The organism is Nocardioides turkmenicus (assembly GCF_011045035.1).
Classification (GTDB): domain Bacteria; phylum Actinomycetota; class Actinomycetes; order Propionibacteriales; family Nocardioidaceae; genus Nocardioides; species Nocardioides turkmenicus.
The window spans coordinates 79,909-99,240 of sequence record NZ_JAALAA010000013.1 but is presented as its reverse complement, the minus strand read 5'-3'; the positions used below and the strand labels follow the sequence as shown (position 1 = coordinate 99,240).

Here is a 19,332-nt window from a genome sequence, read left to right as displayed (position 1 = left end):
TAGACTTGCAACACGTTCTACATCAGTCTCTATTCCAGAAGGCCGCGGAAATAGTAGGAGGTCCCTGTGCCGATCGGCATCACCGACGAACACCAAGCCCTCAGCGAGAGCCTGCGCGACTGGGCGAAGGGCCTGGGTGGGATCGCGCTGGCGCGGGCCGCCGAGGGCACCGCCTCCGCGGACTTCGACGAGGTGTGGCGAGGTGTCGAGGAGTACGGTGTCGCCGGCATCGCGGCGCCCGAGCCGAACGGTGGCGGCGGCACGCTGCTGGACGCCGCGGTCGCGCTCGAGGCCTGCGCCCACGAGCTGCTTCCGGGTCCGCTCCTCGGCAGCGCGGTGGCCGCCTTTCACGCAGGCGCGGCGCAGCTCGACGACGTCGTCGCGGCCGTCACCGCTGGGGGATGCGGGATGGCGCTCGACCCGGTCCTCGAGGTCGGGGAGCGTCTCGCGGGCACCGTTCCGGTCGTCTACGACGGCGGAGGAACGGCCCACCTGCTGGTCGGCGCCCGGGACCGTGACGGCGCGGAGCGCTGGTTCGTCCTCGGGGCGGAGCAGGTCGACGTACGTCCCCAGGTAGGCCCCGATCTGACCCGGCGGGTCGCCGAGGTGCAGGTCGACATCGACGCCGGCGAGGCCGTCGAGGTCCCCGGCCTGAGCGGCGCCGCGGTGCGGCGTACGGCACTCACGCTCGCCGCCGCGGAGGCCTCCGGGATCGCGCAGTGGTGCCTGACCACGGCGGTCGAGTACGCCAAGGTGCGCGAGCAGTTCGGCGCTCCGATCGGGTCGTTCCAGGCGATCAAGCACCTCTGCGCGCAGATGCTGGAGACGGCCGAGGCGGTCGCCGCGACGGCCTGGGACGCGGCCGCCTCGGCCGAGACCGCGCTGTCCGAGGGTGGCGACGCCGACCAGTGGGCCTTCGCGGCGGAGGTCGCGGGCGTCACCGCGCTCGACGGCGCGGTCCGGGCGGCGCAGGACTGCATCCAGGTCCTCGGCGGCATCGGCTTCACCTTCGAGCACGACGCCCACCTCTACCTGCGCCGCGCGGTCGCTCTGCGCAGTCTCCTCGGTGCCGGCGACGCCCACGCGGTCGCCCTCGCCCGGCATGCGGTCGCCGGCACCCGCCGCTCGGTCCGGGTCGACCTCGACGGCCAGGACCAGGACGTACGTCCCCGGGTGCGCGAGACGGTCGCCGCGATCGCCGCCCGTCCGGAGGCCGAGCGCCGGGACGCGCTCGTCGAGGCCGGCTATCTGGCGCCGCACTGGCCGGCTCCGTACGGTCTCGGTGCCGGGCCGGTCGAGCAGCTCGTCATCGACGAGGAGCTCGCGGCGGCGGGGGTGGCCCGGCCCGACATCAAGATCGCCGGGTGGGCCGTGCCGACCATCCTCAGGCACGGCACCGACGCCCAGCGCGAGCGGTTCGTCCACGCCTCGCTGCGCGGCGCGATCGTCTGGTGCCAGCTCTTCAGCGAGCCCGGCGCCGGCTCCGATCTGGCCTCGCTGTCCACTCGTGCCGAGCGGGTCGAAGGCGGCTGGCGGCTGACCGGGCAGAAGGTGTGGACCTCGCTGGCGGCCGAGGCCGACTGGGCGATCTGCCTGGCGCGTACGAACCCCGACGTCCCCAAGCACAAGGGCATCACCTACTTCCTCGTGGACATGCGCAGCGAAGGGATCGACGTGCGTCCGCTGCGCGAGCTGACCGGTGACGCCCTCTTCAACGAGGTCTTCCTCGACGGCGTGTTCGTGCCCGACGAGCTCGTGGTCGGCGAGGTCGACGGCGGCTGGCGCCTGGCCCGTACGACGCTGGCCAACGAGCGGGTCGCGATGGCCTCGACCAACCTCGGTGGCAGCGTCGAGCGGGCGGTTGCGCTCGCCGGCGGCCGGGGTGACGCGGAGCTCGCAAGGGTCGGCCATGCGGTCGCCCTCTCCACGGTCTGTGCTCTGCTCGGCGTCCGCTCCACGCTCAAGGCGCTCGCCGGCCGCGGGCCGGGCGCGGAGTCGTCGGTCGCCAAGCTGCTGACGGTGCGCAACCGCCAGGATGCCTCCGAGCTCGTCGTCGACCTGCTCGGTCCGCTCGCGGTCACCGACGACCCGCAGGTCCGCGAGGACCTGCACCAGTCGCAGCTGACCCGCTGCCTCTCGATCGCCGGAGGCACCACCCAGGTGCTCCGCAACGTGGCCGCGGAGCAGATCCTGGGGCTGCCGCGCTAGGTGCTCGAATTTCCGCGGCAGCGGGGTCGCCGACCCGCTAGCATCTGGCGGCGTACCCACCTGTCGATCAGGAGAGCGCGTGAGCGAGAACGCCGCGGCGAGCGGAGGGGACGATCCGGGACAGAGCGCTGACGGAGGCATCGCCTCGCTGCGCTACATCCTGGAGCAGACCATCAGGCAGGTCGGGCCGTTCCACGAGGACGCCCGCGTGGCGAGGCGGCAGCTCGCGCTGGCGATCCTGCGTTCTCGCGACGGTGGCGGTTCGCTGGGCTACGTGAAGGTGTTCGAGGACCACCTCCGGGAGACCGAGCGCGAGGAGGGCGGGTTCAGCTGGCAGGCGCGGGCGGCCCGAGCCGAGCTCGGCGAGGCCTACCGGAACTACCTGAACGAAGCCCGCGAGATCGAGCTCTACGAGCAGCACCTGGCGGCGGCTCGCGAGGACACCATCGAGGAGATCTGGGCCCGGCAGGACCTGGCCAACGTCCTCGCCGACACCCACCAGCTCAACGCCGCGCTGAAGCACTACGAGAAGAACTACGAGGTCTCCCGCCGGCTGCGTGGCCGCTACGACCGCTACACCGACCGTGCCCTGCGTCTGCGCGACTGGGCCCGGGACGCGATCGACCATCGCCACAACGACATCGGGGACGACGGCAGCAAGCCGGTCGAGCGCCCCGTCATGCGGCCGCCGGGCCGGCGTCACGCGGTGCCGCTGGAGGACGGGGCCGCCTCGGCCGACCTGCTCGGCATCGACCGCGACGTCGACGCTCTCGGCCGGATGATCGCAGCCCGGTCGACCCAGCCGCCGCTCTCGATCGCGCTGATGGCTCCCTGGGGCGGCGGCAAGTCGACCTTCATGCGGTTGCTCAAGCACAAGGTCGAGGTCGAGCTCCCCGACAAGGACGACGACAACTTCCACACCAGCGTCGACGTCGTCGAGTTCAACCCGTGGCACTACAGCGACACCCACGTGATGGTCGGCATGTCGCGGGCGATCTTCGAGTCGCTCAAGCGCTACCTGGAGGACCAGGACCTCAAGCGCAGCCGTCCGGGCACGAACGGCGAGGGCTCCTACAAGGAGCAGCTCGCCGACCGGACCGCACTGACCGCCGCGCGGCAGCGGCTGGAGAAGACCCAGGACGAGCTGCGCACCAACTCCGTCATCCAGCGCCCACGCGCGACGATGCTGGCGCTGCGTACGCTTCCGAACCTGCTCTTCGGGCGCAACCACCGAGTGATGCGGTTCGCGCTGATGTTCAACGCGGCCGCCCTTGTCGCCGCCGTCATCGGGATGGTGGCCTGGGACGCCTGGGGCCTGCAGGCCCTGGAAGGGACCCGGGCCTGGCTCGAGGGGCTGATCCGGAGCCAGCCCGCGCTGCTGGCTGTGATCGGACTCGCCGCGGCCGCCCTGGAGGGCCTTCCCAAGCAACGTGCGATCCGCCGCAAGATCGCGTCGGGCTCGACCTGGCTGGTCGGCTTCGTCGCGGCCGGTGTCGACGCCGAGCTGGAGCGGCTCGACGACGAGCTGGCCAAGACGGAGGGATCGGCGACGACGAAGGTCGTCGCGGACCTGGAGACGATCCTGCGTGACCCGGAGCGTGCGGCCGAGCGGGATGCGCAGCTGGGCATCGTCGGCGTGCTGCAGCGCCAGTTCGAGGAGCTCGCCGAGGCGGTCCGCAACGACGGCAGCACACGCGACCCGCTGCGGCTCAAGCGGATCGTCCTGCACGTCGACGACCTCGACCGCTGCCGTCCGGAGCGCGTCGTGGAGGTGCTGCACACGCTCAACCTGCTCCAGGCCACGAGCCTCTTCGTGATCGTGGTCAGCATCGACCCGCGCTGGCTTCGGCGCGCCATGTGGGACCTGGAGCCGGTCGCGGCGATCGACCTGGAGAAGGCCGAGGTCGCGGGCCGGCTGCGCACCGAGATCGGCGACCCGCTGGAGTTCTTGGACAAGGTCTTCCAGATCCCGTACGCCCTGCGGCCGATGAACGCGACCAACGCCGAGGACTACTTCACCAGCCTGGTCAACCAGAAGGAGCTGGTCGACCCGATGCCGCCACGAGCCGAGCCCGCGGCGACATCGGGAGGTCGCCCGGGCGGAGGCGGTCCGGCGAGCACCGAGGAGCCGCCCGCGCACCCGTTGACCGTGACCCCGCGCGAGTGGGACTACCTGCGGCCGCTCGCCGCAGGTCAGCAGACACCGCGGGCGGTGAAGCGGTTCTTGAACCTCTACCAGCTGCTCCGGCTCACCACGAGCCTGCGGATGGAGGGTGAGACCGAGATGCTCGGCGACGACGTGCACGGCGACCGGCGGGCCGCGGCCATGCTGCTGGCGATCCTGGTCGGCGCTCCCCGCCAGGGCTCGGAGCTGCTCGGGGAGATGCTGAAGACCGACCACCAGGACAGCGACCTGACCGAGCTGGTCGACGCCCTGCAGACGCGACACCTGCGCGATCCCCAGGGCCGTCACGGCCGTGGCCGGCAGGAGGCGGTCGGTCCGTGCGAGACCTGCGCCGCCTGGTTGCGGATCTCGATGGTGGTCAAGCAGAAGACCTCGATCGAGGATCCGCCGACCCTGGTCCGCGACTTCCGGCCGTGGGTGGGGGAGGTCTCCCGGTTCAGCTTCCACACCGAGGCGATCGGTCTGGCCGGCGTGGGCTCGGGAGCACAGCTCGACACCCCGTGATCCGTCGCTCGTCCTGGGACGGGCGGTGACAGTGAAACTAGAACGCGTTACAGTTCTGGCCATGGGAGAGGCCACAGGAGCAGAGACGCTGGAAGCCGTACGCAGCGTGGCGGCCGAGGTCCTCGGCCGGGAGTCCGACCGCGGCGACTGGTCGGCCTGGGCGAGCGCCGGCCTGACCGCGCTGCCCGTGCCGGAAGCCCAGGGCGGCGAGGGGTTCGGCCTCGCCGAGATCGCGGTGCTGCTCCGCGAGGCCGGGTGCCACGCGGTGCGCGTGCCGGTGTGGGAGACCCTTGCCGTGGGGGCGCTGACGCTGGCGCGCCATGGGACACCGGAGCAGCGGGACGCGATCCTGCCCGGCGTGGCCAGCGGCGAGACGCTGCTGACCCCGGCCTGGCTGGAGCCGGGACGAGCGGAGACGCCCTCGGCGACCTACCGGGACGGCACCGTGAGCGGACGCAAGACCGGCGTGACGTACGCCGCCGCGAGCACGCGCCTGCTGGTCACCGCGACCACGGCCGACACCAGGGAACCGGTCGTGGTGCTGGTCGATCCGAACGGTCCTGGTGTCACGCTGGCCCCGGCCAGCGCCTCGGGCGAGGTCCCGCAGCACACCGTCGTGCTCGAGGACGTCCCGGCCGAGCCGCTCGGGGAGGGCGCCTTCGAGGCGCTGACGGGTCTTGCGACCGCCGGGCTGGCCGTGACCGCGGCCGGTGTGCTCGCCGGTGCACGGGATCTCACCGCGGCGTACGTGAGCGACCGGCGGCAGTTCGGCCGGGCACTCGCGGAGTTCCAGGCGGTCGCGCTGCAGATGGCCGACGTCTACGTCACCTCCCGCACCCTCGACCTCGCCGCCGACAACGCGGTCGCCGCCGTCGACGCCGGCCGCTCGACCCCGACCGACCTGACGGTCGCCGCCTACTGGGCCAGCCAGGTCGCGCCGTACGCGTTCCGCACCTGTCACCACCTGCACGGCGGCATGGGGGTGGACGTGACCTACCCGCTGCTCGCGTTCACCACCTGGGGCACTGACATCGCTCACCTGCTCGACACCCCGGCCGAGACCGTCCCGGTCGAGGCCGCCGAGGCCAAGAACCTCGAGCTGACCGACGCGCAGCGCAGCCTGAAGGCCGAGGTCAGGGCCTACTTCGCCGGCCTCTCGCACGAAGGCGAGCCGGGCGACCCCGGTCCCGAGGGTTCCTGGGACCGGCACGGTCCGACCTACCAGAAGCTCATCAAGCAGCTCGGCGACGACGGCTGGATGGGCGTCGGCTGGCCCAAGGAGTACGGCGGTCATGGCCTCGGTGAGGTCGAGCAGACGATCTTCGCCAACGAGGCGCAGTACGCCGACGTGCACCTCCCGGCGGTGACCCTGCAGACGGTCGGCCCGACGCTGATCCGCTACGGCACCGACAAGCAGAAAGAGATGCTCCTCAACCGGATCCTCGCCGGCGAGGTGCACTTCGCGATCGGCTACTCCGAGCCCGAGGCCGGCACCGACCTGGCCTCGCTCCGCACGACGGCCAGGCGCGACGGCGACCACTACGTCGTCAACGGGCAGAAGCTGTGGACCACCGGCGGCCACGCCGCCGACTACATCTGGCTCGCCGTGCGCACCGACCCGGGCGCCCCCAAGCACAGGGGCATCTCGATCCTCATCGTCGACACCACCGACCCGGGCTTCTCCTGGACCCCGATCATCACCGCCGACGGCTCCCACCACGTCAACGCGACCTACTTCAACGACGTGCGCGTCCCGGCCGACATGCTGGTGGGGGAGGAGAACAAGGGCTGGAAGCTGATCACCACCCAGCTCAACCACGAGCGCGTCATGCTCGGCCCGGCAGGACGGATCGAGGGCCTGCGCGACCGCGTCCTCCGCTGGGCACAGGCCCAGGGCATCACCGACAGCCCGGACGTACGCGCACTGATCGGTAAGACCACCGCAGTCTTCCGGGTCAACGAGCTGCTCAACTGGGCGGTCGCCAAGGCCGGCGAGGCCGGCGAGATCGAGGTCGCGGACGCGTCCTCGTCGAAGGTCTTCGCCGCCGACCAGGTCCAGCACCTGCTCGCCGACCTGATCGCACTCGTCCATCGCCATGGCGACCCCGGGGATCCGGTCACGAAGAGCCTGCTCGACTATCTCGACGCCCAGGCGAAGCGGAACCTCGTGCTCACCTTCGGCGGCGGCGTACAGGAGGTCCAGCGCGAGCTGATCGCGATGTTCGGCCTCGGGATGCCGAGGGTGCCGCGATGAGCGAGAAGCCCCGAGATGTGCACAGCCTGGTGGACGAGGCCGTCCATGAGAAGATCATGGCCGCCGCCGAGGAGATCAAGGCGTGGGGTGAGGCCGCGGAGCGCGACGCCCGCGACCTGGTCAACCAGCCGACGATCAACAACTGGCTCGAGGCAATGGGCCTGGAGTCCGAACGGTTCCACCAGGGCGAGGCGCCGCCGTCGATGGCGCAGGTCTGGACGATGTACGGCCAGGGCGGCAAACACCCCGACCGAGACCCACTGCACGCGATGATGAACGTGCTCACCGACGCCGGCTTCGACGGCGTCCTCGGCACCAACTCCGAGCAGAGCTACGACCGCTACCTCCGCGTCGGCGAGCAGGTCCGCGTCACCACGGCCCTCGACTCCGTCGTCGGCCCGAAGAGCACCGGGATGGGTGCCGGCTACTTCGTCACCTCCAGGAGCACCTGGTACGTAGGAGACGAGCGGGTCGCGACCATGCTGTTCCGCGTCCTCAAGTTCATCCCCAAGGTGACGGCATGAGCGGCCCGGTGCGGCCGGTGATCGGCCGGGACAACGCGTACTTCTTCGAAGGCACCGCCAAGCAGGAGCTCCGCATCCAGAGCTGCAACGCCTGCGGCACTCTGCGGCACCCGCCTGGCCCGGCGTGCCTGAGCTGCGACGCCTACGACCGCGGGCATGTTGTGGCCCGGGGCGAGGGCACCGTCTACTCGTTCACCGTCGTCCACGCGCCGAAGCTGCCCGGCAAGGAGCTCCCGCTGGTGGTGGCCCTGCTGGACCTGCCCGAGGGCGTACGCATGGTGGCTGAGGTGACCGGCGTGCCACCCGACGGTGAGGACGGCCTGCGGATCGGCGAGCGGCTGGTCGTCGACTGGAACGTCATCGACGAGGAGCTGACGCTCCCGATCTGGAGGAGGCCCTGATGAAGGCTGGCGACGAGATCCCGGTCTGGGAGCTCCCGATCACCCCGACGCTGGTCGTCTCGACCGCGCTGGCGACGCGGGACTTCCAAGACGTGCACCACGACCGCGACCGTGCCCAGGCGGCCGGCTCCAAGGACATCTTCATGAACATCCTGACCTCGACGGCGCTGTGCGAGCGCTACGTCACCGACTGGGCGGGCACCGACGTTCAGATCAAGGGCATCTCGATCCGGCTGGGGGCCCCGGCCTACCCCTACGACACGCTGTCGTTCTCGGGCGAGGTCACCGACGTCACCGACGGGATCGCCACGATCAGCGTCACCGGCGCGGTCTCGCTCGGGGCGCACGTGACCGGAACGGTCAGGGTCGCCGCATGAGCTTGAGCGGGAAGGCTGCGATCGTCGGCATCGGCGCGACGGAGTTCTCCAAGGAGTCGGGGCGCTCCGAGCTCCAGCTGAGCGTCGAGGCGACCAGGGACGCGCTCGCGGACGCTGGCCTCGCCCCGGCAGACGTCGACGGGCTGACCACGTTCACCATGGACACCAGCTCCGAGATCGCGCTGGCCCGCGAGCTCGGGCTCGGCGACCTGAGGTTCTTCTCGCGGATCAACTACGGCGGCGGCGCGGCCTGCGCGACGATCCAGCAGGCCGCGATGGCGGTCGCGACAGGCGTCGCCGACGTCGTGGTCGCCTACCGCGGCTTCAACGAGCGCTCGGGCCAGCGGTTCGGCCAGGTGCAGCCCTGGGCCGCCCAGCAGGTCAACACCAACGGCATCGACAACGCCTGGACCTACCCGCTCGGTCTCTCGACCCCGGCGGCGACGGTCGCCATGCAGGCGCGGCGCTACATGCACGACTACGGCGTGACCAGCGCGGACTTCGGTGCCGTCGCGGTCGCCGACCGGCGCCACGCCGCGACCAACCCCGCTGCCTTCTTCTACCAGAAGCCGATCACGCTCGAGGAGCACCAGGCCTCCCGGACGATCGCCGACCCGCTGCACCTGCTCGACTGCTGCCAGGAGTCGGATGGCGCCGTCGCGATCGTCGTCACCAGCCCCGAGCGGGCCCGAGACCTGCCCAACCCGCCGGTCACCATCGCCGCTGCCGCCCAGGGCAGCGCCGCCGACCAGTACGTGATGACCTCCTACTACCGCGACGAGATCGGCATCCCCGAGATGGGCGTGGTCGCCAAGGATCTGTGGCGCCAGTCCGGCCTCACCCCGGCCGACATCGACACCGCGGTGCTCTATGACCACTTCACCCCCTACGTACTCATGCAGCTCGAGGAGCTCGGCTTCTGCGGCAGGGGAGAGGCCAAGGACTTCGTACGCGACGGGGCCATCGAGCTCGGCGGACGACTGCCCGTCAACACCCATGGCGGCCAGCTCGGCGAGGCCTACCTGCACGGCATGAACGGCATCGCCGAGGGCGTACGGCAGGTGCGCGGCACCTCGGTGAACCAGGTCGCGGGCGCCGCGCATGTGCTCGTGACCGCCGGCACGGGCGTACCCACGAGCGGGTTGGTGCTCAAAGTGGACAGATGATGGTGTTGGCCGAGCAGCCCCGCCGCAGCGATGGTCCCGCGTACACTGGTGCCGTCGATGTAAGCCCACGTGAAGACGCAATGGTGGGGCAGATGGGCAGATTCCCTGTAGGCGCACGGGCGTTGGGGCGCCAGACAAACGCTTCGCGATCGCTTCTACATGCCGTTCTCATCCCGACGGTTGCGCTTGCAGTCGGGATGGCATGCGGCGGTTGTGGTACCCAGAACGAGTCCTCTGCGAGTGGGGACCGTGATGGCAAGACGCATGGCGCGGAAGCTCTTTCAGAGCCGTCGTGTGGCGAGGTCTGGTCTGATCCAGAGCCTGGCGGTCTGACGGTCGACGTTGGGTGGCCAGACTCGGTCAGTGCCGCCCGAGGATCCACCATACGCGTAACGGTTGCGAACAACACTCGCCAGAAGCTTAGCGGCTCCGCATCATGGCAACTGCTACTTCTCGACGGCGAAGCGCGAGTGGTGGCCGTCCTGATCGACCCTTCGCTTTCCGATCAAAGGTGGGAACTGGAAAGTGGGCACACGAAAATCGATGCGATGTCGGTGAAGCGCTTTGTGGAATGCCAGACCCTGAACATCCTGAGTCCAGGCACATATGGAGCCGTGGTCAGGGTTAAGTTTGCAGGTCGTTGGGGTATTGATCACGTTGGGGAAATCGCTGTGAAACAGTAGGGTTTCCCGGCGACTTCTACACGCTTAAGGTGGAGCAATCATGGCGACACCAGGTGCACGTTCGTGGCATTTAGGGCCCCCGAAAGACCTCGATAGAGCCAGTCTCCGAAACAGTCGGTGCCATTTCGAGTGTACGCGACCGTCGTAGTGTTGGTTTCGGCGACCAGCCCGTAACCAACGTGCGCGACATAAACTGGACCTCCGCTGTCGCCATAGCAGGCCGCCCCTTGCGACACTCCGCCAACGGTGTCTTGTATTACTCGAGCGAAGCCCGTGTTTCCAGTGAGTGGGCTCTGATATCCGACGCTTTTCACGTATCCGCAACTTGTCCCGCCGGTTGTGCCTGACGCGCATACGTAGTGGCCGACCAATGGTCCGCTTGTCCCAGGGGTTGCGGATATGGTATATGACTCATTCCGGGTTGTCGGGTATGAAGGGCTCGAGCTTGACGCGACGAATACGCGGTTGGGCCCAGCGGCGATGGACGATGACTCGCGGATGATCCCGGCATCCTGGCTGGATGTGTACACGCCGTTTCCATGTTGCGGGCCGACGGCGTATGTAGAGATGCCGTCTGACCAGATTGCGGACCAAGCAGTTCCGGGCGCGGCAAAGCAGTGAGCTGTCGTTATCAGGTATCTCAAGTTGTCAGAATTGCTTGCGACATTGAACCCGGCGCTGCAAGCGGCACCAGCTCTAGTGATCCCAACACCGCCGCGGATTGGGTCGCTGCAGCCCATCAAGACGGTGGGCGAGGGATACGAGCATGCAAGTTGGGCCTTCCGCGGGTCTTCAAGTGGGCCATCATATAAGCGGGTCGTGACAGCGCTTCCGTAATCTGACGCAATTTCAGATCTAGCAGTTTCGAGGTAGTTGGATGAACGGTTGAGGAAGACCTCCACAGAGTTCGACCAAATGTCAACTGCGGTGGCGACTCCGTCTTCAAGGGCGAGGCCCGTGCGTATAGTGTTTTGAACTTGTTCAAGGTGCTGGAGCGAGTGCGCAACCGGATCTACTTCATATCTCGTACCCTGCGGGAGCATTGACCGAATAGATTCATTGACGCGCGTGTCTAGGGATGTAAAGAGAAAATGAGGGGTTCCGTCTCTATCGCGATCAATGTATGCGCCCCCGAACGTCTCCGGATAAGCCTCTTGCAGCTTCTTAGAAGCTTCTATAAGTATAGGTTGGAGTTCGATCCTGGCCTCGGCGGTCGCTGGGTCCATTCCGTAGAAGCCAACGAGGTGTGCGGCGGCCGGGTCGATATTCCCCGCCTCCTGCGCGTAGGCACGGGTGCCGAGTGGCATGACCGCCATTGGTAATATGGTGAGCAGTGTGATGACCAGGGACCTCACGGTTCTCCGTTTAATATCAATCACGCTGCGTCGAGTCTTAGACATGAGTTCGGCTTACCCGATCTCCTGTCGTGGGCGCAATACTGCGGAGAAGTTCAACGGCCGGTCTGAGAATTTATTCCCCTGGTCCCTATTGACGTGGCCAAGGTGGGTAATGTGGTTACGGCCCCAATGGTATCCAGTTCCAGGACCTTGGTAACGAGTCCCGCGCGTTGCACGGAGGCGACAGCCGAAGGCGTGTGCCCAGGTGCGCGGTACATCGGTGAACCAGCTCGACGGAGCCTCCCATGTGCTCGTCACCGCGGTCACCGGCGTACCGACGAGCGGATTGGTGCTGAAACGTTGATGCGGACGCGGCGGTAGGTATCAGCGACCGAGGATCTCGTCGGCAAGTCGGTGTAGCGGTATGACCAGGTCGGTGTAGTCGCCCATGCGGGTGCGGCTGAGCATGCGTGCGATCGCGAGGAGCTGTGCACGACGCCCGTCGGGTGAGTCGAGCACGTGGGTGAAGCGATGCCGGATCGTGGCCGCGGTTTCGGGCAGGAGGAGGCTGTGGCAGTACAGGGTGGCGATGTCGTAGCCGGATGGGGCCAGGCCCCACTGTTCCCAGTCGAGGATGACGAGAGTGGGGGCGGTGAGGTTTGCCCAGTGCAGGTCGCCGTGAGAGGCCACCCAGCGCTCCACCTGGGGGTGGATGCGATCGCCGAAGTATTCGCGCAGTTGCTGGGTGACGTCGTCCTGGTCCTTCGTTTGCCGCGTGGTGGACACGGTGGCGAGCGCATCGAGCGACGTACGCAGCTGGTCCAGCCACACGTCGTCGATGGCCGGAGGTGCTGTCGCGGCGGGAACGGGCGAGGCCGGAGCTTGGTCGACCAGCGTCATCACCTCAGTGCGGAACCAACGCTCCTCGTCACGGATCTCGGTGGAGTCGAGGACGATCGGCTTGGGGACGCCGAGGATCTTGTTGGCTTCGGTGTTGCCGACCCAGAACGGCGCTTCAGCCCACTGGGGTTGCTCGGTGACGGTGCGAACCCAAACTCTCTGACCATCGCGCGTGGCGCTGCCGGACACAGAACGGTCGTACCAGCCCCACCGCCGCTCCGGATCCAGGACGCAGCCGAGCGTGCTGGCGGCCTCCAGGTGCGAGTCGGTGAGGCGTCGGCGGTGGGCCTGGTCGGCTGGGCTGAGGGACGTGCTCACCGGTGGGTGGTCTCCTCGTCGATGACGTGGCGAAGGTAGGCGCGGGGGTCGGTCATGTAGCGGCGCCAGTGGAAGACCAGGTCGAGGTCTTCCCAGGCTGCGCGGCGGAAGCCGTGCTCGCCGACCTCGATGATGTCGGCTCCCGGGGTTGCGGCCAGAACCGGGGAGTGGGTGGCGCAGATGACCTGGGCGCCGGTCTGGCCGAGCTCGTGCATGAGCGAGACGAGGCGGACGCTCGAGGTGAACGACAGTGCGGCCTCGGGCTCATCCATCAGGTAGAACCCGGGCTCGTCGAACATCGCGTCGAACACGGTGAGGAACCCCTCGCCGTGACTCTGGGTGCTGGTGTCGTCCTCCCAGTAGCCCGGCAGCCCGTTGACGGTCTCCATGAACCCGAAGGCGGTCTCGGCACGAAGGAAGTAGCCCTTGCGCCGCCGGCGAGAGCCGCGACGTGCGGTGTGCCCGGCGGCGGTGGTGTCGAAGTCGACCACCTCACCCAACGGGGTCTTGGGCCGGTCGTTGACGTACTTCCGGCCGGCGCGGCCGCCGTGCGCATCCAGTCCCCATGCCTCGGCGAAGGCCTCCACCAGAGTGGACTTGCCCGACCCGTTCTCGCCCACCAGGAACGTGACCGGGCTGCGGAACTCCATGCCTTCACGAGCGAGCTGGTTCACGCAGGGTATGTCGAACGGCCAAGCCCACACGTCAGGGTCCCCGGCGGGCAGATGGCGGTTAGGGATGTACGCGCGCGTCGCGAGCAACGAGTCCACCTGCACAACGGTACGGGCTAGTGCTCGTAGAATGGCCAGCAGCGGCGCCCGGGCCCGCACGGTTGGCATGAGGGGCTGCACTTCGGGCTGCAGTTCGGGTTGCAGGCCGGGCCGCACCGGGGGTGGCACTTGGGGTTGCAGGCGGGGCTGCATGGCGTCGAGGGGCGGCAGGCCACGGTGTCTTCCCCCATCTCAGCCTCGTGCTCGTGATCGCAGTGGTGATCGGTGAAGCCGAGCTCGGTGCGGCGCTGGGTCATCGCCGGGCCGGTGACGATGTCGACCAAGGTGGCGTGGTGGACGTTCCCGGCCGACATCCACCGTGAGAAGACGCAGGGCCAGACCGACCCGTCCGGGCCTACGGCGACCACGCCGTCGCCGCAGTTGCCGCACAGCTCCGCGATCGAGGCGTCGCGGTCGCGGAGCCCTCGGCCGACCTGGCGCAGATGGTCCACGCCGAACTCGGTCACGCCCACGTCGGCCAACTCGCGTGCCGCTGCATCGACGTCCTGGCCCTCGCGTATCCCGATGATGCCCGCGCGCACCGGGATTCCGCGGCGTACCGCCTCTGCGAGGTTGTCCTTCGTGCGGGCGTGGGTGTTGCGGCGCACGATCAACTGATGCTCGCCAGGGTCGGTGGAGTACCAGGAACAGGCGAGACGTACACCCGGCTGATCGAACGCCTTCCACAGGACAGGGGAGACGTGAACGAGGTTGGAGAAGACCTCCACCTCGAGACCCCGCTCAAGGGCATACTCGATGAGAGCCGACAGATCAGGGTGAAGGGTTGGCTCGCCGCCGATGAACTGCACCATGGTCACGCCGAGTGCCACGCACTCGTCGATGATCCGTTCCCAGTCGGTGACGGTCATGGTGCCGTGGTTCCCGGCTGGCCCAGACTCGGCGTAGCAGTGGACGCACTCGAGTTGGCAGCGGCCGGTGATCTCCAGCCACACGAACCCGAGACGGCTACTTGCTGCCGAGGGGACATCCTCGATGATCTGGATCATTGGGTGCTCCTCGCAGGGATGATTTCGGCTGTGCTGGCCTCGGCAACCCGCCGCCACAGACGATTGAGGCGACGGGCCGGCGAGGAGACTTAGAGGTTCTGGTGAGAGGTGGCGTCGTTGAACACGTCTTCGTGGTGGAACTCCGCGAGCAGTCCGGCTGCCGTCGCGGCTGCGGTCGTGATGGTCTCCCTGGGCACGTCGCACATCCTCAGCACCGCTTCTGCGATGCGATTCGCTCGCTGTGGGGTCATCGCCGTCCCGGCGTTGCGGATGCCGGTGACGACTTCGATCGAGTGCATCAACATCTCGCCCAGCTCTGGGGCGTCGATGTCAGCGGTCACGGCGACTGAGGCGGCTTGGAGGCCGATGCGGCCGTAGGCGTCAACCAGTTCGCGGCGGGTGTGCTGGAACTCGGTGTAGATCTCGCTGTTGGTTACGTCGGACTGGGCGTAGAGGATGCCGACGTTGTGGGGTGCCTCGGCCAGAGTTCGGATGTCGATCAGCGCGAGGAGGTAGAGCGCGGTCGCGTGAGTCTCGGGCGGTACGAGCGCCTCGATCTTCTCGACCTTGTCCACTGTGGGACGTACAGAGCGCTGCAAGAGCTCGGCGAGGATCTCGTCCTTCCCGGCGAAGTGGTAATACAAGCTCGCTTGCCGAATGCCGACCCGCTCCGCGATCTCCCGGGTCGAGGTAGCCGCAAAGCCGCGAGTGACGAACAGTTCCGCCGCCGCGTTGAGCACCTGGTCACGTGGCGATGCGGCGCTGGTGCTTGGGACATGCCGCGGACGTCCGGGGGCCGCACGCCGAGATCTCATTCAATTTCCTCCGGTTGGTGGCGACGGTGGCCACGTATGCTCGTGGCGTCACACAGGTCGCTGGCGCACTTCGCCTGGATTCAGCGTTGAGGGAACGGGACCGACATCTCCACGAACACTCGGTAGACATCAACCGATATCGGCGGACATCGACCGACATTCAGGCTGAGTCACTGACGTCGGGCCGTGTGCTCGGGCAAGGTGTAAACAGGAGGACGACCAAATGACATCAACTGCACCTCGTACGACGCTCGAGGCGATCAAGATCGAGCGCGGTCTGACCTGGCGTGATGTCGCCCGTTCGGTTGAACGCGCCTCGGCGACGGCCGGTGGTCGGTCTGTAACGCTCTCCGAGGATCACGCGCGGCGACTTGGCACCCGCGCGCTCGGCGAGGTTCAGCCGACACCGGCGATCGCTCGGGCGTTGGAAGGCGCTTTTGGTCATCCGGTCGCGGTCCTTCTCGGGCCCCACGATCCGGCTGCAACAGCGCCGGCCGGACGCCCCAGCTACCAGGAGGCTCTCACCATGGCTGCCGAGAAGGCCCGCCACCTAGCACTGAACATGCCCGGCATCGACGACTACTCCCTGCTCGAAGAAGAGCTGCGCGACCTTGCCCGGGCCTACCCGGTGCAGGCTCTTCCCGAGTTGATCAACCCGCTGGTCACGCTCCAGGACGCCGTTCACCAGGCGATCCTGACCCCCCGCCGACCGGGCGACGCCGCCCAGCTCTTCAGCATCGGCGCCGTCACGGGCGGAATCCTTGCCAAGGCGTCCCATGATCTCGGTGACCCGCGAGCCGCCGTTACCCAGGCGCGCACCGCACTGATCCTCGCCGAGCAGGCCGGAAACACGACCGTTGCGGCCTGGCTGAACGGGCTGATGGCCCTGATCGTCTACTGGGACGGTCGGCCACAGGAGTCGCTCCGCTACGTCGACCGAGGCTTGGCAACGAACGCAGTGAACAGCGCCACGCTGTGGCTGGAGTCGTCAGGCGCACGAGCATGGGCCCGCCTCGGCAACGAGGAGCAGGCGACCCAGAGCATCCACCGTGCCGATGAGATCGCCGACGCCATGGAACCCACCGACCTCGATGGACTCGGTGGCATCCTCACCTTCACCGACGCACGCGCCGCCTACTATGCCGCTGACGCCTTGAGCTGGCTACCCAACCACCCTGAAAGCGTTGGTGCCGCACAAGAGGCAGTCGACGCATACAGCGACGACACACGAGACACCTGGGCCTTCGGCGATGCCGCCGGAGCTCGGTGTGATCAAGCGATCATCCGGATCGCCAACGGCGAGGTCGAGGGGGCGGCTGAGTCCATCGCCCCGGTGCTCGAACTCCCACGTGACCTTCGGATCGGGGGCGTCGTGAAGAGCGTCCAACGAGTCGGAGCTGCGGCTGACGCGGCCTCCGATAGCAAGGCCGCCGACGAGCTGCGCGGTCAGGTCGAGGCCTTCGTCGCTCGACCGTTGACGATGCACCCATGACAGGGCGTACCCCGTCTGAGCCTCTCAGACTGCCTGCAGGTTCGTTGCTGCTGCGAGACTTCGAGGCAAGCGACACCGACGGCGTACTTTCGATTGTCGGCGACGAGCGAGTCACTTACTGGCTCAGCTTCGCATCTCGTGATCGAGCTGAGGCGCAATCCATGCTCGATGGGATCCTCAAGCGACAGCTTGAGACGCCACGCAGCGAGTATTACCTTGCCATCGCTGATTCGGACTCCCCAGAGACCGTAATCGGGTTCGTCCGTCTCGGCCTGGGAGGAGTCAAGGCCGCCGACTTGGGCTACGCGTTGCGACACGAGTGGCAGGGCCGCGGCATTGCTCGAGCGGCGGTGTCGCGGATGATCGAGTTCGGATTCGGAGACCTCGGCCTGCACCGACTGACGGCCAACATCGGGCCACAGAACACCGCCAGCATGCGGCTGGTGGAATCGCTGGGCTTCCAGCGCGAGGGCACGATCCGCGACCACGTACACACCAACGGAGCCTGGCGCGACAGTGTCTCCTTCTCACTACTCGAAGGTGAGTGGCAGCCCGCGGCCGTGTGACGCTCGCGCCCGGGGGACCAAGGTATCAACGTTCTGTCCGGCCTGGAGATGTTTCGTCGCGGCAGCCTCCACGGCGCTACTCCCGGCGCCGGAGCTCAGGTCGCCGTTCTTGACGGCTACGACCATGGGTTGACGTCGATGGCAACCATCGCGTCCGCCCCAGGAGTCACCGCTGAACTCCCTCATGGGCTGCGCTGTGCTGCTGAAGCTTGCGCAAACTCTTGCAGCGACTTGCTCCGCCCTGCGCTGCTTCTTTGAGATGTCTCCCCGCAAGGGGTTGACGTGTGACAGCGATCACTTCTACCGTCGGGCTGCAAGATCTTGCAGCAAGATTCAAGCGATCAGGCCCGTGCATCTCCGGCCGTACGCCCCCACTACGTCGCCAAACAGCTCTGGGAGGAACCATGGCCAGAAAGTCGATATCTGCCACCCTTGCCCTCGCGGCGGGAACCGCCGCCGCCCTCACCTTCCCCGCCCCAGCACAGGCCGCGCCGCCGGGAGACAAGGACGTCACCGCGGTGATGTTCGAATGGAAGTTCGCCTCGGTTGCCCGCGAATGCACCGACACCCTGGGCCCGGCCGGCTACGGCTACGTCCAGGTCTCCCCGCCCCAGGAGCACATCCAGGGCCCGCAGTGGTGGACGTCCTACCAGCCCGTCAGCTACCGGATCGCGAGCCGGCTAGGTGACCGCACCGCCTTCAAGAACATGATCGACACCTGTCACGCCGCCGGCGTGAAGGTCGTCGCCGACGCCGTCATCAACCACATGTCCGCAGGCTCCGGCACTGGCACCGGCGGGTCGTCCTACAGCAAGTACGCCTACCCCGGCCTCTACTCCTCCTTCGACCTGGACAACTGCACTGCGCAGATCACCAACTACCAGGACCGCACGAACGTCCAGGAGTGCGAGCTGGTCGGCCTCGCCGATCTCGACACCGGCGAGGACTACGTACGCGGCAAGATCGCCGGCTACCTCAACGACCTGCTCTCGCTCGGCGTCGACGGCTTCCGGATCGACGCCGCCAAGCACATGGCCGCCTCCGACCTGGCGAACATCAAGTCCCGGCTGAGCAACCCGAACGCCTACTGGAAGCAGGAGGCCATCTTCGGCGCGGGCGAGGCGGTCTCGCCCAGCGAGTACCTCGGCAACGGCGACGTCCAGGAGTTCCGCTACGCCCGTGACCTGAAGCGGGTCTTCAACAACGAGAACCTCGCCTACCTGAAGAACTACGGCGAGGGCTGGGGCTACATGTCCTCGGGCAGCTCAGGCGTCTTCGTCGACAACCACGACACCGAGCGCGGCGGCGACACCCTCAACTACAAGGACGGCGCCAACTACACCCTGGCCAACGTCTTCATGCTGGCCTGGCCCTACGGCTCGCCCGACATCAACTCCGGCTACGAGTGGAGCGACAAGGACGCCGGCCCGCCCAACGCCGGCAGGGTCGACGCCTGCTGGCAGGACGGCTGGAAGTGCCAGCACGCCTGGCCCGAGATCAAGAAGATGGTCGCCTTCCGCAACACCGCCCGCGGCCAGGCCGTCACCGACTGGTGGGACAACGGCTACGACGCCATCGCCTTCGGACGAGGCAGCAAGGCATACGTCGCGATCAACCACGAGTCCTTCTCGCTGACCCGCACCTTCCAGACGTCGCTGGCAGCGGGCACCTACTGCGACGTACAGAGCGGCAGGAGCGTCACCGTCAACGGCTCCGGCCAGTTCACCGCCACCCTCGGCGCCAACACCGCCCTGGCGCTGCACGTCGGCGCCAAGTCCTGCAGCTGATCCCTCGGCCGACCGCCCGGCGCCGACCCCCATGGGCG

The 19,332-nt window shown here is 67.8% G+C and carries 14 protein-coding genes; 10 read left to right on the top strand and 4 right to left on the bottom strand.

Annotation, left to right across the window (positions count from 1 at the left end; translation table 11 throughout):
- The first annotated feature begins 66 nt into the window (after positions 1 to 66).
- The 7 genes from G5C66_RS16260 (at position 67) to G5C66_RS16230 (ending at position 9,619) form a co-directional block, all read left to right on the top strand.
- Entirely contained in the window at positions 67 to 2,208 is a 2,142-nt protein-coding gene (locus G5C66_RS16260; protein ID WP_165112001.1) for an acyl-CoA dehydrogenase family protein, read from the top strand.
- 79 nt (positions 2,209 to 2,287) lie between these two features.
- Positions 2,288 to 4,897 carry a P-loop NTPase fold protein gene (locus tag G5C66_RS16255; RefSeq protein ID WP_165112000.1) on the top strand — a complete coding sequence of 870 codons (2,610 nt, stop codon included), beginning with the start codon at positions 2,288 to 2,290 and terminating at the stop codon, positions 4,895 to 4,897.
- Positions 4,898 to 4,958: 61 nt separating this feature from the next.
- On the top strand, positions 4,959 to 7,151 hold the full coding sequence (locus tag G5C66_RS16250) for an acyl-CoA dehydrogenase family protein (RefSeq protein ID WP_165111999.1): 2,193 nt from the start codon (positions 4,959 to 4,961) through the stop codon (positions 7,149 to 7,151).
- Complete coding sequence (locus G5C66_RS16245; protein WP_206444187.1) at positions 7,148 to 7,675, top strand: FAS1-like dehydratase domain-containing protein; 528 nt, start codon at positions 7,148 to 7,150, stop codon at positions 7,673 to 7,675. Before G5C66_RS16250 ends, G5C66_RS16245 begins: the two co-directional genes overlap by 4 nt.
- Positions 7,672 to 8,076 carry a Zn-ribbon domain-containing OB-fold protein gene (locus G5C66_RS16240; protein ID WP_206444186.1) on the top strand — a complete coding sequence of 135 codons (405 nt, stop codon included), beginning with the start codon at positions 7,672 to 7,674 and terminating at the stop codon, positions 8,074 to 8,076. The genes G5C66_RS16245 and G5C66_RS16240 overlap by 4 nt, the downstream gene beginning before the upstream one ends.
- Positions 8,076 to 8,453, top strand: coding sequence for a MaoC family dehydratase (locus G5C66_RS16235; RefSeq protein WP_165111998.1), 378 nt, complete (start codon positions 8,076 to 8,078; stop codon positions 8,451 to 8,453). Before G5C66_RS16240 ends, G5C66_RS16235 begins: the two co-directional genes overlap by 1 nt.
- Complete coding sequence (locus G5C66_RS16230; RefSeq protein ID WP_165111997.1) at positions 8,450 to 9,619, top strand: lipid-transfer protein; 1,170 nt, start codon at positions 8,450 to 8,452, stop codon at positions 9,617 to 9,619. The genes G5C66_RS16235 and G5C66_RS16230 overlap by 4 nt, the downstream gene beginning before the upstream one ends.
- A 2,404-nt stretch (positions 9,620 to 12,023) precedes the next feature.
- On the opposite strand, the gene G5C66_RS16225 is transcribed toward G5C66_RS16230, so the two are convergent.
- From G5C66_RS16225 to G5C66_RS16210, 4 genes are all read right to left on the bottom strand, one after another.
- Entirely contained in the window at positions 12,024 to 12,728 is a 705-nt protein-coding gene (locus tag G5C66_RS16225; protein WP_165111996.1) for a phosphotransferase, read from the bottom strand.
- 125 nt (positions 12,729 to 12,853) lie between these two features.
- Positions 12,854 to 13,531 (bottom strand): AAA family ATPase, encoded by a 678-nt coding sequence (locus tag G5C66_RS16220; protein WP_338144202.1) that lies wholly within the window; start codon positions 13,529 to 13,531, stop codon positions 12,854 to 12,856.
- Positions 13,532 to 13,644: 113 nt separating this feature from the next.
- Positions 13,645 to 14,634 (bottom strand): radical SAM protein, encoded by a 990-nt coding sequence (locus G5C66_RS16215; protein WP_206444185.1) that lies wholly within the window; start codon positions 14,632 to 14,634, stop codon positions 13,645 to 13,647.
- Between the two features lie 89 nt (positions 14,635 to 14,723).
- Entirely contained in the window at positions 14,724 to 15,374 is a 651-nt protein-coding gene (locus G5C66_RS16210; protein WP_338144201.1) for a TetR/AcrR family transcriptional regulator, read from the bottom strand.
- A 298-nt stretch (positions 15,375 to 15,672) separates the two neighbouring features.
- Between G5C66_RS16210 and G5C66_RS16205 the strand changes: the two genes are divergently transcribed.
- The 3 genes from G5C66_RS16205 to G5C66_RS16195 all read left to right on the top strand — a co-directional run bounded on the left by G5C66_RS16205 (position 15,673) and on the right by G5C66_RS16195 (position 19,294).
- Positions 15,673 to 16,941, top strand: a complete 1,269-nt coding sequence (locus tag G5C66_RS16205) for an NsdA family TPR-like regulatory protein (RefSeq protein WP_165111993.1) — start codon at positions 15,673 to 15,675, stop codon at positions 16,939 to 16,941.
- Positions 16,942 to 16,985: 44 nt separating this feature from the next.
- Positions 16,986 to 17,507 (top strand): GNAT family N-acetyltransferase, encoded by a 522-nt coding sequence (locus G5C66_RS16200; protein ID WP_206444184.1) that lies wholly within the window; start codon positions 16,986 to 16,988, stop codon positions 17,505 to 17,507.
- A gap of 404 nt (positions 17,508 to 17,911) precedes the next feature.
- Positions 17,912 to 19,294 carry an alpha-amylase gene (locus G5C66_RS16195; protein WP_165111991.1) on the top strand — a complete coding sequence of 461 codons (1,383 nt, stop codon included), beginning with the start codon at positions 17,912 to 17,914 and terminating at the stop codon, positions 19,292 to 19,294.
- Positions 19,295 to 19,332 lie beyond the last annotated feature (38 nt).